12 protein-coding genes are annotated in these 15,023 nt (G+C 72.4%); 7 read left to right on the forward strand and 5 right to left on the reverse strand.

What is annotated here, in order from left to right:
• Both lat and OEY_RS0115635 read right to left on the reverse strand, forming a co-directional pair.
• The coding region (gene lat, locus OEY_RS0115630) for an L-lysine 6-transaminase (RefSeq protein WP_029540061.1) at positions 1 to 906 on the reverse strand (906 nt) is incomplete at its 3' end.
• A gap of 105 nt (positions 907 to 1,011) precedes the next feature.
• Positions 1,012 to 1,461 carry an Lrp/AsnC family transcriptional regulator gene (locus OEY_RS0115635; protein ID WP_010594793.1) on the reverse strand — a complete coding sequence of 150 codons (450 nt, stop codon included), beginning with the start codon at positions 1,459 to 1,461 and terminating at the stop codon, positions 1,012 to 1,014.
• Positions 1,462 to 1,497: 36 nt separating this feature from the next.
• Between OEY_RS0115635 and amaB the strand changes: the two genes are divergently transcribed.
• Positions 1,498 to 3,003: an L-piperidine-6-carboxylate dehydrogenase gene (gene amaB / locus OEY_RS0115640; RefSeq protein WP_010594794.1), complete on the forward strand. Its 1,506-nt coding sequence runs from the start codon at positions 1,498 to 1,500 to the stop codon at positions 3,001 to 3,003.
• Positions 3,000 to 4,160, forward strand: coding sequence for a DUF4429 domain-containing protein (locus tag OEY_RS0115645; RefSeq protein WP_010594795.1), 1,161 nt, complete (start codon positions 3,000 to 3,002; stop codon positions 4,158 to 4,160). Before amaB ends, OEY_RS0115645 begins: the two co-directional genes overlap by 4 nt.
• Before the next feature lie 10 nt (positions 4,161 to 4,170).
• Here OEY_RS0115645 and OEY_RS0115650 read toward each other — a convergent pair whose 3' ends face one another.
• Genes OEY_RS0115650 through OEY_RS0115660 form a run of 3 tightly spaced genes read right to left on the reverse strand, consistent with a single transcriptional unit; the run spans position 4,171 to position 5,964 of the window.
• A complete protein-coding gene (locus OEY_RS0115650) occupies positions 4,171 to 4,605 on the reverse strand; it encodes a pyridoxamine 5'-phosphate oxidase family protein (protein WP_010594796.1) in 435 nt (144 codons plus the stop codon).
• Positions 4,602 to 4,973, reverse strand: coding sequence for a hypothetical protein (locus OEY_RS0115655; protein ID WP_010594797.1), 372 nt, complete (start codon positions 4,971 to 4,973; stop codon positions 4,602 to 4,604). The genes OEY_RS0115650 and OEY_RS0115655 overlap by 4 nt, the downstream gene beginning before the upstream one ends.
• A gap of 22 nt (positions 4,974 to 4,995) precedes the next feature.
• A complete protein-coding gene (locus tag OEY_RS0115660; protein WP_010594798.1) occupies positions 4,996 to 5,964 on the reverse strand; it encodes a hypothetical protein in 969 nt (322 codons plus the stop codon).
• A gap of 138 nt (positions 5,965 to 6,102) precedes the next feature.
• On the opposite strand from OEY_RS0115660, the gene OEY_RS0115665 reads away from it, so the two are divergent.
• From OEY_RS0115665 to OEY_RS0115685, 5 genes are all read left to right on the forward strand, one after another.
• Positions 6,103 to 7,647: an AMP-binding protein gene (locus OEY_RS0115665; RefSeq protein ID WP_010594799.1), complete on the forward strand. Its 1,545-nt coding sequence runs from the start codon at positions 6,103 to 6,105 to the stop codon at positions 7,645 to 7,647.
• A complete protein-coding gene (locus OEY_RS0115670; RefSeq protein WP_029540062.1) occupies positions 7,644 to 9,014 on the forward strand; it encodes an FAD-binding oxidoreductase in 1,371 nt (456 codons plus the stop codon). The genes OEY_RS0115665 and OEY_RS0115670 overlap by 4 nt, the downstream gene beginning before the upstream one ends.
• Positions 9,015 to 9,058: 44 nt before the next feature.
• Positions 9,059 to 9,616 (forward strand): hypothetical protein, encoded by a 558-nt coding sequence (locus OEY_RS0115675; protein WP_010594801.1) that lies wholly within the window; start codon positions 9,059 to 9,061, stop codon positions 9,614 to 9,616.
• 68 nt (positions 9,617 to 9,684) lie between these two features.
• Positions 9,685 to 14,202 (forward strand): ATP-dependent helicase, encoded by a 4,518-nt coding sequence (locus OEY_RS0115680; protein WP_010594802.1) that lies wholly within the window; start codon positions 9,685 to 9,687, stop codon positions 14,200 to 14,202.
• A complete protein-coding gene (locus OEY_RS0115685) occupies positions 14,202 to 14,996 on the forward strand; it encodes a DNA-formamidopyrimidine glycosylase family protein (RefSeq protein ID WP_010594803.1) in 795 nt (264 codons plus the stop codon). Before OEY_RS0115680 ends, OEY_RS0115685 begins: the two co-directional genes overlap by 1 nt.
• Positions 14,997 to 15,023: the final 27 nt, after the last annotated feature.

The raw sequence follows: 15,023 nt of genomic DNA on the forward strand, positions 1-15,023 counted from the left end.
GTTGTCGGGGATCTCGTCGATCCGGCCGCCGGCCATGATGCCGCAGACCTGGGTCTTCTTCCCGAAGGCGACGATGTCGGGGGTGACGCCGAACTGCTGGTACGCCCATGTGCTTCCGGTCAGCCCGACGCCGGTCTGCACCTCGTCGAAGATCAGCAGCGCATCGTGCCGGCGGCACAGTTCGGCCATGGCCTGGAAGAACTCGGGCCGGAAGTGGTGGTCGCCGCCCTCGCCCTGGATGGGTTCGGCGATGAAACACGCGATGTCGTGCGGGTTCTCGGCGAACGCCCGGTGCGCCTGCTGCAGTGCGTGCGCCTCGGCGGCCTCGACGTCGCGGTCGGCGGCCAGGTAGGGCGCGTCGATGCGCGGCCAGCGGAACTTGGGGTACCGGGCCGTCTTCACCGGGTCCGTGTTGGTGAGGGACATCGTGTAACCGGTGCGGCCGTGGAACGCCTCGGAGAGGTGGAGAACGCTGCCCCCGAGGTCGGAGCCGAGTCCGCGAGCCTCGTTGAGCCGGCTCTTCCAGTCGAAGGCCGCCTTGAGTGCGTTCTCCACCGCGAGTCCGCCACCGTCGACGAAGAACAGGTGCGGCAGGGCCGGGTCGCCGAGCACCCGGGCGAAGGTGTCGACGAACCGGGCCATCGCCACGGTGTAGATGTCGGAGTTGCTCGGCTTGTTCGCGGCGGCCGCGGCGAGTTCGGTGGTGAACGCCGGGTCGTCGACGATGTCGGGGTGGTTCATCCCGAGCGCGGAGGACGCGAAGAACCCGAACATGTCGAGGTAGGCCGTGCCGTCCCGTTGGTCGACGAGCCGCACCCCCCGTGATCGGTCGAGGTCGAGGACGAGATCGAACCCGTCCACCAGCAGATGTTCGCGCAGAACGGCATGTACCCGGCTCGGGGGCAGCTCGCGGGCACCGTCCGGGTGTCGGAATGCAGTGCTCATGCCACGAGGGTACGTCAAATTTCTCCCCTCGACGGTCACATGCCGGAAGATCGATCCACAGCCACGCTATCGTTCGTAAAATGTTTGGAGGATGACCGTGCTGCGGGTGGCTACATTCGCCGTCGCGCGGATCTCCTGGAGGAGTTGTTCGAGTGCCCGCGGTGAGGCGACGCGCACGAGCAGGATGTAGCTCTCGTCCCCGGCCACGGAGTGGCAGGATTCGATGGCGTCGATGTGCCGCAACCGCGCCGGCGCGTCGTCCGGCTGGGACGGGTCGAGAGGAGTGATCGCGACGAACGCCGACAGCATCAGCCCGAGCGCCTCGGGATCTACCTTCGCCGTGTATCCGCGGATCACGTGCCGGGCTTCGAGGCGGCGGACCCGGGACTGCACCGCGGAGATCGACAACCCGGCCTTCTCGGCGAGCGTGGCCAGCGTCGCCCGGCCGTCCACCACCAGTTCGCGCATGAGCAGCCGGTCGATCTCGTCCAGGGACTCCTTCGAGTTTTCCGCCATCAGCGCAGGCTAACCGACCCGGAAAGGACATCGACGATGAATCCGACTGGCAATCTCCACGATCGCGCCGTGGCCGCGCTGCGCCGCTGCGGGGCGGGCGCGCCCGCGCTCGACGGCCCGCACCCGGTCACCAGCCCGATCGACGGTTCGGAGCTCGCGCGCCTGCACCCGGCACGCGCGGAGGATGTCGATGCCGCGGTCACCGCGGCGAGCACGGCCTTCGAACGCTGGCGGCAGGTTCCTGCGCCGGTGCGAGGACGGCTGGTCCGCAGGCTCGGGGAACTGCTCGGCGAGCACAAGTCCGATCTCGCCGAACTCGTCACGCTCGAGGCCGGGAAGATCCCTTCCGAGGCGCTCGGCGAGGTGCAGGAGATGATCGACATCTGCGAATTCGCGGTGGGCCTCGCGCGCCAACTCTACGGCCACACCATGCCGTCGGAGCGACCCGGCCACCGCCTGATGGAAACGTGGCATCCGCTGGGGGTGGTCGCGGTGATCTCGGCGTTCAACTTCCCCGTCGCCGTGTGGTCCTGGAACACCGCGATCGCGCTGGTGTGCGGCGATCCGGTGGTGTGGAAGCCGTCGGAGAAGACGCCGCTCACCGCGTCGGCCTGCCACGCCCTGCTCGAACGGGCCGCACGCGACGTGGGCGCCCCCGGCGGCCTGCACCACGTCCTCGTCGGCGACGCCGCCGTCGGTGAGGCGCTGGTCGACGACCCCCGCGTCGCGCTGGTCAGCGCAACGGGCTCGATCCGGATGGGCCGCATCGTCGCGCCCCGGGTGGCGGCGCGGTTCGGGCGCTGCCTGCTCGAACTCGGCGGCAACAACGGTGCGATCGTCGGCCCTTCCGCCGACCTCGACCTCGCCGTGCGGGCCGTGGTGTTCGCCGCGGCCGGCACCACCGGTCAGCGTTGCACCACCCTGCGACGGCTCATCGCCCATCGTTCGGTCGTCGACGAACTGACCGAGCGGATCGCCAAGGCGTATTCGGGACTGCGGGTGGGTGATCCGTTCGGCGAGGGGGTGCTCGTGGGCCCGCTGATCGACGGCCGTGCCCACGCCGCGATGCGGGCGGCGCTCGAGCGCGCCGAGCTCGACGGCGGCATTCTCGTCACGGGCGGCGATCCGGTCGAGGTCCCCGGCGACGGGGTGTACGTCCGGCCCGCGGTCGTGCGGATGCCGGCGCAGACGGACGTGGTGCGCGAGGAGACGTTCGCTCCGATCCTCTACGTGCTGACCTACGACGACTTCGACGAGGCGATCGCCCTGCACAACGGGGTGCCCCAAGGGCTGTCGTCGTCGATCTTCACCACCGACCAGCGTGAGGCCGAGCGTTTCCTCGCCGCCTCGGACTGCGGCATCGCCAACGTCAACATCGGCACCTCCGGCGCCGAGATCGGGGGCGCGTTCGGCGGCGAGAAGGAGACCGGCGGCGGACGCGAGTCGGGTTCGGACTCGTGGAAGGCGTACATGCGCCGCGCCACGAACACCGTCAACTTCTCCGGCGATCTCCCCCTGGCGCAGGGCGTGGAGTTCGGTTGAGCGACAAGTTGGTTCCGTATCGGCTGTGGGGGTGCCGACCGGACCGGTTCGACACCGAGATCGAGGGCGAGTTCGCCTGGACCGAGCACATCGTGCGGACCCTCGGTGCGGCGTTCGACCCGGCCGGCGCCGAGATCCGCAGGGACGTGTCCCTGCTGCCGGAGACGCACGGCGTGAGCGTGCGCGCGGACGGGCTGACGGTCGGGATCCTCGGCGACGGCGACGCGCTGCGCTACGGGCCGGTGCTGCGCCGCGTCGTCGCCGGCGGGTACCTGCCGACCGTGCCGGGCCGCATCTGGGCCGCGGACGCGGGCACCTACAACGACGACCCCGGCCGCAGCGGGCGCATCATCGCGCGCGTCACGGTCAGCCTCGGCGCCCCGGCCAGGCTGGTGCCCCGCAACGATCCGCCGGACGTGCCCTACACGCTGCTGCCCTCGGGTCGCACCCTGCAGGTCACCGGGGAGGAACAGCACTTCGACCTGCTGCACCCCTACGCCGACCCGCCCGGCAAGTACGCCCTGCTCGTCACCCTGCACGAGGCGGACGGCGCGCTGGTGGAGGTGCGGGTGGACGATCGACCGTGCGGGTATCTCGGCCGGCGGTCCAGCGCGCGTCTGCTGCCGATCGTGACGCACCTGTCCGGGCGGGGGCTGCGCACCGCCGCACGGGCCGCGGTGAGCGGATCCCGGCTGGCCGCCGAGGTGACGGTGTCGGTGACCCCGGCCGACGAGATCGACGAGCGCGTCCTCGACGGGCCGCCGGTGACGGTGCCACGGCTGGCGCCCGGACCGGTCGCCGACCCGCCCGACCCGGTGCTGCCGATGCGCCGGTACCACGGGTGGGGCGGGCAGATCGTCGTGCAGGGCGACCGGCTGTGGATCCTGCGGGAGGGTCCCGTGGCACGAGCTCTGGGACCGGTTCCGTTGACGCCCAGAAGGATCCGGTTGCGGGACGTGAGCGACGTGCAGTTCCGTCCGGCGCTGCCGCAGACCGACGGCATGCTCCGGATCGTGACGGGCAGCGGGCGGGACGGTGCGCCGGCGCCGACGGATCCCGACACCGTGGTGTTCCACCACCCCGATCGGCAGCGGTTCCAGGCGCTGGCCGACTGGCTGCGGCACGTCGCCGCCGTGAACGCCGGACCGCCGTCGTGAGGGACACCCCTCAGGGCCGCCGCAGCAGCTCGGCCTCTCCCGGTTCGACGACGATCGTGGCCGGCGCGCTCTGCCCGTAGTACCGGGTACGCAGGAACCAGCTCCGCGCGTGCGACAGCTCCGAGCGCCATCCGCCCAGGTAGTACTTCCGCCCGAAACGGGCCGTGACGGCCGCGGGCGGCGCCCCCGGCCGCACGGTGGCCCGGCCGCGCAACCGCAGGACCGGTCCGCGCTCGCCGTCGTCGAGCAGCACGACGACGTCGGGATTCGCGGCGGCGTTGCGCGCCGCCACGGTGTCGCGCCCGGTGCCGAAGTACAGCCGGCCGTCGACCTGCACGAACCACAGGGGCGCCAGGGCCGCCGCGCCCTTCGGTGAGCGGGTCGCCAGGCGCGCGACGCGGGCGCGGTCGAGGAAGTCGCGCACGACGGCGTCGTCGGCCTTCACGAGTCCCGCTCCTCGTGCAGGGTCGCGTAGTCCCACGCGGTGGCGCGTCGGGGCGTGAAGACGAACCAGGCGAGGTCCTCCCGACCGTCGGGGGCGTCCGCCGGCGTCAGGCGTCCGCGCCAGTTCACCGCCCGCAGCTCGAACCAGAATTCGCCGTCGTCGAGCAGGACGGTGACCCGATCGAGTCCGGCCGACGGCGGCACCGATTCCCGCGGCACACCGACCCACAACCGGCCGTCGCGCCGCCGGACCCGCGCGGGCAGCGCGGTGACCGACCCGGCCTCGTCGAAGGCGACCGCCGCGCGACCGTGCCCGATCAGCCAGTCGGCAAGCGGTTCCGGTTCGACACGCTGGGTGATCCGCCCCATGTCGACAGACGATACCGTCGGATCATCCGCGACGGCCAGGCTCGCGCGGGGCCGGCCGGATCCGGACGGGTTCGGGCACGGTGACGGTCTCGTTGTCGGGCAACGGCTCTCCCCGCCGGCGCCCGACGTCGGCGACGGTGTCGACGTCCGCGAGTGGCGCCGCCCCCTGCCGCGCGACGGTCTCGTCGTAGAGTTCGAACCACGGGAAGCCGCGCGCCGTGTAGTCGCTCGCGGCCGGGGGCCGGGTCGGTGGATCCTGGTCCGTGATCGCGCGCCACTGCTCGCTGTTCACCAGGTGCACCTCGACCACGGAGCGGTGGTCGAGATCCCACGCGTCGTGCGACTCGACCGGGGTGGCGACGCCCTGGTCGACGGATCCGCCGGCACCGAGTCCCATCGCCGGGGCCGGCGCGAAGGCGGGCAGCGGGCGCCGGGCGTCGAATCCGGCGCGCTCCTCCCATCGCTGCGCCCGCATGGGGCGGGCCGCGACGCGGATCCCGCCCCGCGCCGGCCCGGACCGCAGTTGCTCCTCGAGGCTGTAGCCGGACCCGAGCGGCATCGCGACGAACTGGCGCACCCGGCCGTGCGCCACGACGTAGCCGTCGAGCCACGGTTGCGCCGGCACCTCGAGATAGTCCTCGCGTCCGAAGTCCGGCTCCGGCGACCAGGGTTCGCCGGTGAGCGCGTCGACGTCCCCGGCGCCGACCTTGACCAGGAACGGGTACCGGGACTCGAACCCGAGCCAGCACGCCTCCGCCTGCCACATCGGCATCACGAGGCCGCCGTGGGATCGCCACGAAGACGGCAGCGCGGCCTCGTCGAGTTCGGCGACGGTCCGCAGCGGGAACCGGCCCAGGCCGGGCGGCAACGGATAGGTGTTGCCGTCGTCCGGCACCCGCAGGGTGCGGTGGAAGGAGACGGCCATGCGGGCGGCGGGATGCACCTCCGGGAACTCGAACACCAGGCGGTCCTTCTCGAGAGCGAGCGCCACGTCGTCCTCCCGTCCGCGTGTTGCGGTGCCGTGCACGTGCGGGTGAGGGTACGCCCGGCCGGGCGGTCCGGTCGAGCGACGGCACCGCGGGCGCGCGACTCACGTGACCCGGGCCACAGCTGTGGTAGACCAGGGAACATGTTTCCTGGGAACTTCGTCGCCACGACGCCCGACAAGCCCGCTATCGTGCGGCCCGCCACCGGGGAGTCGCTCACCTACCGGCAGCTCGACGAGAACTCCGTCCGCCTCGCGAAGTACCTGCGCGCCGCGGGCCTCGAGCCGGGCGATCACATCGCGCTGATCTCCGACAACGACCTGCGGGTCATGGAGGTCTACTGGGCGGCGCTGCGGTCCGGCCTGTACATCACGGTGGTGAACTGGCATCTGAACCCGTCCGAGGCCGCGTACGTGGTGAACGACTGCGGTGCGAAGGTGCTCGTCGCCTCGGCCGGTGCGGCCACCGCGATCGACACCGGCACCGAGGCCTACCCGAACGTGGACCGACGGCTCGTGTACGGCGGTGTGCTGCCCGGCTTCGACGACTACTCCGAGGCACTCGCGGCGTTCGACACCTCGCCCCTCGAGTCGCAGCCGCGTGGCCAGGACATGCTGTACTCGTCCGGAACGACCGGACGGCCCAAGGGCATCGAGCCGAAGTTGCCCGAGGGCCAGGTGCAGGACGTTCCGGATCCCTACACGGCGGGGTTCGCGCCGATGTACGGATTCGACGCCGACACCGTCTACCTGTGCCCCGCTCCCCTCTATCATGCTGCCCCCCTGCGCTTCTGCGGCACCATCCAGTCGGTCGGGGGCACCGTGATCCTCATGGACCGGTTCGAGCCCGAGGAGGCACTCGCCCTGATCGACCGTTACCGGGTCACGCACAGCCAGTGGGTCCCGACGATGTTCGTGCGGATGCTCAAGCTTCCCGAGGAGGTGCGCGGCAGGTACGACGTGTCGAGCCTGAAGGTCGCCATCCATGCGGCGGCACCGTGCCCGCCGGAGATCAAGCGCGCGATGATCGAGTGGTGGGGTCCGGTCGTGTACGAGTACTACGCCTCCACCGAGGGTGCCGGCGCCACGTTCATCGACTCGCAGCAGGCGCTCGCGCATCCCGGGTCGGTCGGGCGCGACGGGGTCATGGGAATCGTCCACATCTGCGACGACGAGGGCCGCGAACTACCCACCGGCGCGGTCGGCACCGTGTGGTGGGAACGGGACGAGCATCCGTTCCGGTACCACAACGATCCCGAGAAGACCCGCCAGGCCACCCATCCCGACCATCCGACGTGGACCACGAGCGGCGACATCGGATACCTCGACGAGGAGCGCTACCTGTACCTCACCGACAGGGCGGCGTTCACCATCATCTCCGGCGGCGTGAACATCTACCCCCAGGAGTCGGAGAACGTGCTCACCCTGCATCCCAAGGTGTACGACGTCGCCGTGATCGGGGTCCCCAACGAGGAGATGGGCGAGGAGGTCAAGGCCGTGGTCCAGCTCGCCGACGGCGTCGAGCCCGGGCCCGAGGTCGAGCGCGAGCTCCTCGACTTCGTCCGCGAGCGCGTCTCCCACTTCAAGGCGCCGCGCAGCATCGACTTCTCCGACGACCTGCCGCGCACGCCCACCGGCAAACTCGTCAAGCACAAGCTGCGCGCCCGCTACCTCACCCCGGCAGGCTGACCGTGCCCGCCGATCTCGCCGAACTCGCCGACCAGCTCCCGGACGGCGCGCTGATCACCGATCCGGACCTGCTCGCCGGGTACCGGCAGGACTGGGCCCGCGACCCGGACGCGGCGGTGCCGCGCGCGGTCGTGCGGGCCACCCGCACGGCGGACGTGCAGGCCACACTGAGGTGGGCGAGCACGCACCGGGTGCCGGTGGTGCCGCGTGGCGCGGGCACCAGCCTGTCCGGCGGGGCGGGCGGCGTCCCGGGCGGGATCGTGCTGAGCACCGAGCGGATGCGGGCGGTCGCCGTGGACCCGGTCACCCGCACGGCGGTCGTCCAGCCGGGACTGCTCAACGCCGAGGTCAAGCGGGCCGCGGCCGAGCACGGGCTGTGGTATCCGCCCGACCCGTCGTCGTTCGAGATGTGCACCATCGGGGGCAACGCGGCGACCAACGCCGGTGGGCTGTGCTGCGTGAAGTACGGCGTCACCACGGACTACGTGCTCGGACTCGAGGTGGTGCTCGCCGACGGCACCGCGGTGCGGCTCGGCGGACCGCGCGTCAAGGACGTGGCGGGGCTGTCGCTGACCAAGCTGTTCGTCGGCAGCGAGGGCACCCTCGGCGTCATCACCGAGGTGACGCTGCGGCTCCCCCCGCCGCCGCCGCCGGCGTCGACGATGGTCGCCACGTTCGGCTCGGTCCAGGCCGCGGCCGACGCGGTGCTGGCCGTCACGGCGACGTTGCGCCCGGCGATGCTCGAGTTCATGGACCGTGCCTCGATCAACGCGGTCGAGGACGCGCTGCACATGGGGCTGGACCGCACCACCGAGGCGATGCTCATCGCCCGGTCCGACGCGCCCGGTACGGCGTCGGCGCAGGAGATCGCGACGATGGTGAAGGCGTGCGAGGACGCCGGCGCCGACGAGGTGTTCTCGACCGACGACCCCGAGGAGGGCGAGGCGTTCGCGGCGGCGCGGCGGATGGCCATCCCGGCGGTCGAACGGACCGGCAGCCTGCTGCTCGAGGATGTCGGCGTTCCCCTGCCGGCACTGCCGGCACTCGTCGGGGGCGTCGCCGAGATCGCCGAGCGCAATGCGGTGACGGTGGCGGTGATCGCGCACGCCGGGGACGGCAACACCCATCCGCTGATCGTGTACGACCCCACCGACGCCGACCAGACGGCGCGGGCGCACCTGGCGTTCGGGCAGATCATGGACCTGGCGATCGCGCTGGGCGGCACCATCACCGGCGAGCACGGGGTGGGCCGGCTGAAGAAGGCGTGGTTGCCGGATCAGGTGGGTCCCGACGTGATGGACCTGACCCGGCGGATCAAGGCGGCACTCGACCCGGACTCGATTCTCAATCCGGGCGTCATCCTCTGAAACAAGATCGAGTACGGTGACCGCGTGCACGAGGACCAGATCCAGTGAACGCCCGTACGCCCTTGTCCCCGGCGGGTCTGCCGCTGCGCGACACCCGCTACCGGACGTTCGAGCAGTACCCGGAGTTCACCGCGGCGACGACGTGGCTGCGCGACTACGTCCGCGCCGCGATACCCAACCCGCGGATGAGTGAACGCGAGTACTGGTCGGTGGTGTGCCTGCCGCCGCGCGACGGCTCCACCGAACCGCTCGTGAGCGTGCACGTCGGCGCGATCGAGGCCGCGGGGTTGTACGTCGAGGCTCCGGCCGCGCAGGCACGCCGGCTCGGCGGACGGGTCAGCGTCGCCGTCGACGACCTCGAGGCGACGGCCGGCACGAGCGTGGAAGTGCTCGCGGCAACGCATTCGGAGCTGCGGTTCCGGCTCGACGGACCCATCGTGTCGATCGGCTGGTCCGGCGAGCCGGCCAGCCGTGCGCAGTTCGCCGCGATGCCGTGGGAGCCGGCCGCTGCCGCACTCGTCGGCCGCGTGATGCGTACCGGCAGGTGCCGCTGGGCGTCGCACCACTGCGCCCAGCTGGCGCGGTTCGCGCTGGCCGACTGACGCCGGGTACCCGGGTCCGGAACCCGCGAGGTGCCCGCGGTGTCGTACCGGCGGTGCACCATGGAACGGTGACCGATGTCCTGAGCCGATTCTCCGAGCCCACCCGGCAGTGGTTCGCGGGCGCGTTCGAGGCCCCGACCGCCGCGCAGCTCGGGGCCTGGGAGTCGATCTCGACCGGCGCGCACACCCTGGTGGTGGCCCCGACCGGGTCGGGCAAGACGCTCTCGGCGTTCCTGTGGTCGCTCGACCGCCTCGCGGCCACCCCGGCCGGGCACCCCGGCACGCGGGTGCTCTACGTCTCCCCGCTCAAGGCCCTCGCGGTGGACGTGGAACGGAACCTGCGCTCGCCGCTGGTCGGCATCACCCAGACCGCGCGCCGGCTCGGCCTCGAGCCGCCGGAGATCACCGTCGGCGTGCGTTCGGGCGACACGTCGGCGACCGACCGGCGCGCCCTGATCCGCACCCCGCCGGACATCCTCATCACCACCCCCGAGTCCCTGTTCCTCATGCTCACCTCCGCGGCGCGCGAGACGCTCGCCGGGGTGGAGACCGTCATCGTCGACGAGGTGCACGCCGTCGCCGGCACGAAACGCGGCTCCCACCTTGCGCTTTCGCTCGAACGGCTCGACGTGCTGCTCGGGCGGCCCGCGCAGCGGATCGGCCTTTCGGCGACGGTGCGCCCGCACGAGGAGGTGGGCCGGTTCCTCGCCGGGGCGGCGCCGATCCGCATCGTCGCCCCGCCGTCGGCCAAGACGTGGGATCTGACGGTGCGGGTGCCCGTCGAGGACATGACCGAACTGGGCGTACAGCCGGAACTGTCGGACGACGGGATGCCCGCGGTCCCGCAGGCCGGGTCGATCTGGCCGCACGTCGAGGAGCAGATCGTCGACCTCATCGTCGCGCACCGTTCCACCATCGTGTTCGCCAACTCCCGCCGCCTCGCCGAGCGGTTGACGGCCCGGCTCAACGAGATCCACGCCGAACGCGAGGGCGAGGCGGTGGACCACCGGCCGCGGCCCCCGGCGCAGCTCGGGGCGCCCACCGAGGTCGCGTTCGGCGCACAACCGCTGCTGGCGCGGGCCCACCACGGCTCGGTGAGCAAGGACCAGCGGGCCCTGATCGAGGACGACCTCAAATCCGGGCGGCTGCGCTGCGTCGTCGCGACCTCGAGCCTCGAACTCGGCATCGACATGGGCGCGGTCGACCTGGTGATCCAGGTCTCGGCGCCCCCGTCGGTGGCGAGCGGCCTGCAGCGCGTCGGACGGGCGGGCCATCAGGTCGGCGAGGTCTCCCGCGGGGTGCTGTTCCCCAAGCACCGCACCGACCTGGTGCACTGCGCGGTCACGGTCGAACGGATGGTGGGCGGGCACATCGAGGCTCTGCAGGTCCCGGCCAACCCGTTGGACGTGCTCGCACAGCAGACCGTCGCCGCGGTCGCGCTCGAGCCGGTCGACGTGGACGAGTGGTTCGACACGGTTCGGCGCAGCGGGTCCTTCGCGACGCTGCCGCGCTCGGCGTACGAGTCGACGCTGGACCTGCTAGCCGGGCGCTATCCGTCGGACGAGTTCGCCGAGCTGCGGCCCCGGGTGGTGTGGGATCGCACCGCCGGCACTCTCACCGGCCGGCCCGGCGCGCAGCGGCTGGCCGTCACCTCGGGCGGCACGATCCCCGACCGCGGCCTGTTCACCGTGTACATGGTCGGCGAGAAGGCCACGCGCGTTGGGGAACTCGACGAGGAGATGGTGTACGAGTCCCGGGTGGGCGACGTGTTCGCGCTCGGCGCGACGAGCTGGCGCATCGAGGAGATCACCTTCGACCGGGTGCTGGTCTCCCCCGCCTACGGACAGCCCGGCCGGTTGCCGTTCTGGCACGGCGACGGGGTCGGCCGCCCGGCCGAACTCGGCGCCGCCCTGGGGGCGTTCGTGCGCGAACTCGGGCACGCCGATCCGGAGGACGCCGCCGCCCGGTGCCGTCGCGGCGGCCTGGACGACAACGCGACCGCGAACCTGACCCGGCTGCTCGAGGAGCAGCGCACCGCCACCGGGCAGCTGCCCACCGACCGCACCCTGGTGGTCGAGCGATTCCGCGACGAACTCGGCGACTGGCGCCTGGTGCTGCACTCCCCGTACGGGATGCGGGTGCATGCACCGTGGGCACTCGCCGTGGGCGCGCGACTGCTCGACCGGTACGGCGTCGAGGCCGCACCCACGGCGTCGGACGACGGCATCATCGTCCGGCTCCCGGACACCGAGGACGCCCCGCCCGGGGCGGAGGTCTTCGCCTTCGACACCGACGAGATCGAGGACCTCGTCACCGAGCAGGTCGGCGGCTCGGCACTGTTCGCGTCCCGCTTCCGGGAGTGCGCGGCGCGCGCATTGCTGCTGCCCCGCCGCAATCCCGGCAAGCGGGCGCCGCTGTGGCAGCAGCGTCAGCGGTCGGCCCAGCTGCTCGACGTGGCGCGTCGCTACCCCACCTTCCCGATCCTGCTCGAGACGGTGCGGGAATGCCTCCAGGACGTCTACGACCTGCCTGCGCTGCGGAACCTGCTCGGCCGTGTCGCCCGGCGGCAGGTCCGGATCGTGGAGGTCGAGACGGCCACCGCGTCGCCGTTCGCGACCTCGCTGCTGTTCGACTACGTCGGCGCGTTCATGTACGAAGGCGACAGTCCCCTGGCCGAGCGGCGCGCCGCGGCCCTGTCCCTGGACTCGACCCTGCTCGCCGAACTGCTCGGCCGGGTGGAGCTGCGCGAGTTGCTCGACGCCGACGTCATCGCCCGGGCCGAGCTCGAGCTGCAGCACCTCGCCCCCGACCGCAGAGCCCGCGACGCCGAGGGTGTCGCGGACCTGCTCCGGTTGCTCGGCCCCCTCACCGACGCCGAAATCGCCGAGCGCACCACCGCCGATCCGGCCGCCTGGCTCGACGAACTCGACGCACAGCGCCGGGTGCTGAAGGTGTCCTTCGCCGGCCGGGAGCGGTGGTCGGCCATCGAGGACGCCTCACGTCTCCGGGACGCCCTCGGGGTCCCGTTGCCGATCGGCGTGCCGACGGCGTTCGTCGAGCCGGTGCCCGATCCGCTGGGCGACCTGATCGGCCGGTACGCCCGCACCCACGGCCCGTTCACCGCGGCGGAGGCGGCGGCCGGATTCGGACTCGGCACCGCGGTGGTGCAGGACGTGCTGCATCGGCTGGCTGCCGAGAAACGGGTCAGCGCAGGAGAGTTCCGCCCCGGCGCGACGGGCGCGGAGTGGTGCGACACCGAGGTACTGCGGCGGCTGCGCCGACGGTCGCTCGCTGCGGCACGACAGGAGGTCGAACCCGTCGGGACCGCCACCCTCGGCCGGTTCCTGCCGGCGTGGCAGCACGTGGGCGGCGGCCTGCGCGGAGTGGACGGAGTGGCCACGGTCGTCGAGCAGCTGGCCGGGGTGCCGGTGCCGGCGAGCGCACTCGAGCCGCTGATCCTCGCCCCCCGGGTGCGGGACTACTCCCCGACGATGCTCGACGAACTCACCACGACGGGCGAAGTCGTGTGGGCCGGCTCGGGGCAGATCTCCGGCAAGGACGGCTGGGTCTCGCTGCACCTGGCCGACACTGCTCCGCTGACCCTCGCACCGGCAGCCGAGATCGACAGGACCGACGTCCATCACGGCATCCTGGACACGCTCGCGGGCGGCGGGGCGTACTTCTTCCGCCAGCTCACCGACGCCCTGGGCACCACGGACGCGGAAACCTCCTCGGCTCTCTGGGATCTCGTGTGGGCCGGACTCGTCTCGGGCGACGCGCCGGCCGCGTTGCGCGCCCTCGTCGGCGACACCTCACGCGCCACCCCCGCGCATCGCACGCCCCGGCGGGCCCCGCGCGCCCGGATGTACCGCGGACGTCCGGCACTGCCGAGCCGAAGCGGGCCCCCGACGGTCGGCGGCCGGTGGTCGCTGCTGCCCGAACGGGAAACCGACCCGACGGTGCGCACCCACGCCACCGCGGACCTGCTGCTCGAGCGCTACGGCGTGGTCACCCGCGGCGCGGTCGTCGCCGAGGGCGTGCCGGGCGGCTTCGCGTTGATGTACAAGGTGCTGAGCCGGTTCGAGGAGACCGGTCGGTGCCGGCGCGGCTACTTCGTCGACACGCTCGGCGGTGCCCAGTTCTCGACGCCGGAGGTCGTGGACCGGTTGCGGTCCTACGGCGAATCGCTCGAGGGCCGCCACACCGACACCCCGGCGGTGACCCTGGCCGCCTGCGACCCGGCGAATCCGTACGGTGCGGCCCTGCCGTGGCCCAAGTCGGCCGCCCCCGAGGACTCGCCGCGGCACCGTCCCGGCCGCAAGGCCGGCGGACTCGTCGTACTCGTCGACGGCGAACTGGGACTGTTCGTCGAACGCGGCGGCCGCACGGTGCTGACGTTCAGCGACGACCCGGGAACTCTCCGCGGCGCGTGCACGTCGCTGGCCGGGACGGTCAAGGGCGGGGGCCTGGACACTCTCGTCGTCGAGAAGGTCGACGGCAGTTCCATCCACGGCCACTCGTTCGCCGAGTTCCTCGCCGAGGCCGGCTTCTCGGCCACCCCGCGCGGCTTCCGGTTGAGGGCCTGATGCCCGAGGGCGACACCGTCTTCCGGGCGGCCACTCTCCTGCGCGGCGCACTGGCGGGAAAGCCGTTGACGCGCTGCGATATCCGCGTGCCCCGGTACGCGACGGTCGACCTCACCGGCACCGTGGTCGAGGAGGTGCTCGCGCGCGGCAAGCACCTGCTGATCCGCGCCGGTGCACACACCGTCCACACCCACCTGAAGATGGAGGGAGTGTGGGACGTCCACCCACCCGGGACGCGCTGGCGCCGTCAGGGATACCACGCGAGGATCGTGCTGGCGGTCGCGGACGCCGAGGCCGTCGGCTTCGATCTCGGCACCGTCGAGGTCCTGGACCGCGACCGCGAGGCGGAGGCCGTGGGACACCTGGGCCCGGATCTGCTCGGGCCGGACTGGGACCCGGCCGTCGCGGCGGCGAACCTGGCGCGCGACCCGGGCCGCCCCGTCGGTCTGGCGCTGCTCGATCAACGGGTGATGGCCGGGGTGGGCAACGTGTACCGGTGCGAACTGTGCTTCCTGCGGGGCGTACACCCGGCGACTCCGGTTGCGGACGCGGGAGATCCGGCCGCCTGGGTCGATCTGGCGCACCGGCTGCTGATGTTCAATCGGGACCGTGTCAGCCGGATCACCACCGGCGACCGCCGGCCCGGCCGGGGCACATGGGTGTACGGGCGCGCGGGCAAGCCGTGCCGCCGGTGCGGCACGGTGATCCGCACCGGGATGCTGGGGTCGGCCGGGGACCCGGACCGCAAGATCGACTGGTGCCCGCACTGTCAGCCGCGGAGCGAGGACGGGTGAGTCGCCCCCGCTCCGCCGGCCGAGCCG

Source organism: Rhodococcus sp. P14 (assembly GCF_000256505.1).
GTDB classification, from domain to species: Bacteria; Actinomycetota; Actinomycetes; order Mycobacteriales; family Mycobacteriaceae; genus Rhodococcus; species Rhodococcus ruber.

Excerpts from the sequence above, each read along its gene's own strand:
- amaB (WP_010594794.1), top strand. The coding sequence starts at position 1,498 with ATGAATCCGACTGGCAATCTCCACGATCGCGCCGTGGCCGCGCTGCGC.
- OEY_RS0115665 (WP_010594799.1), top strand. The coding sequence starts at position 6,103 with ATGTTTCCTGGGAACTTCGTCGCCACGACGCCCGACAAGCCCGCTATC.
- OEY_RS0115685 (WP_010594803.1), top strand. The coding sequence starts at position 14,202 with ATGCCCGAGGGCGACACCGTCTTCCGGGCGGCCACTCTCCTGCGCGGC.
- OEY_RS0115635 (WP_010594793.1), bottom strand. The coding sequence starts at position 1,461 with ATGGCGGAAAACTCGAAGGAGTCCCTGGACGAGATCGACCGGCTGCTC.
- OEY_RS0115655 (WP_010594797.1), bottom strand. The coding sequence starts at position 4,973 with ATGGGGCGGATCACCCAGCGTGTCGAACCGGAACCGCTTGCCGACTGG.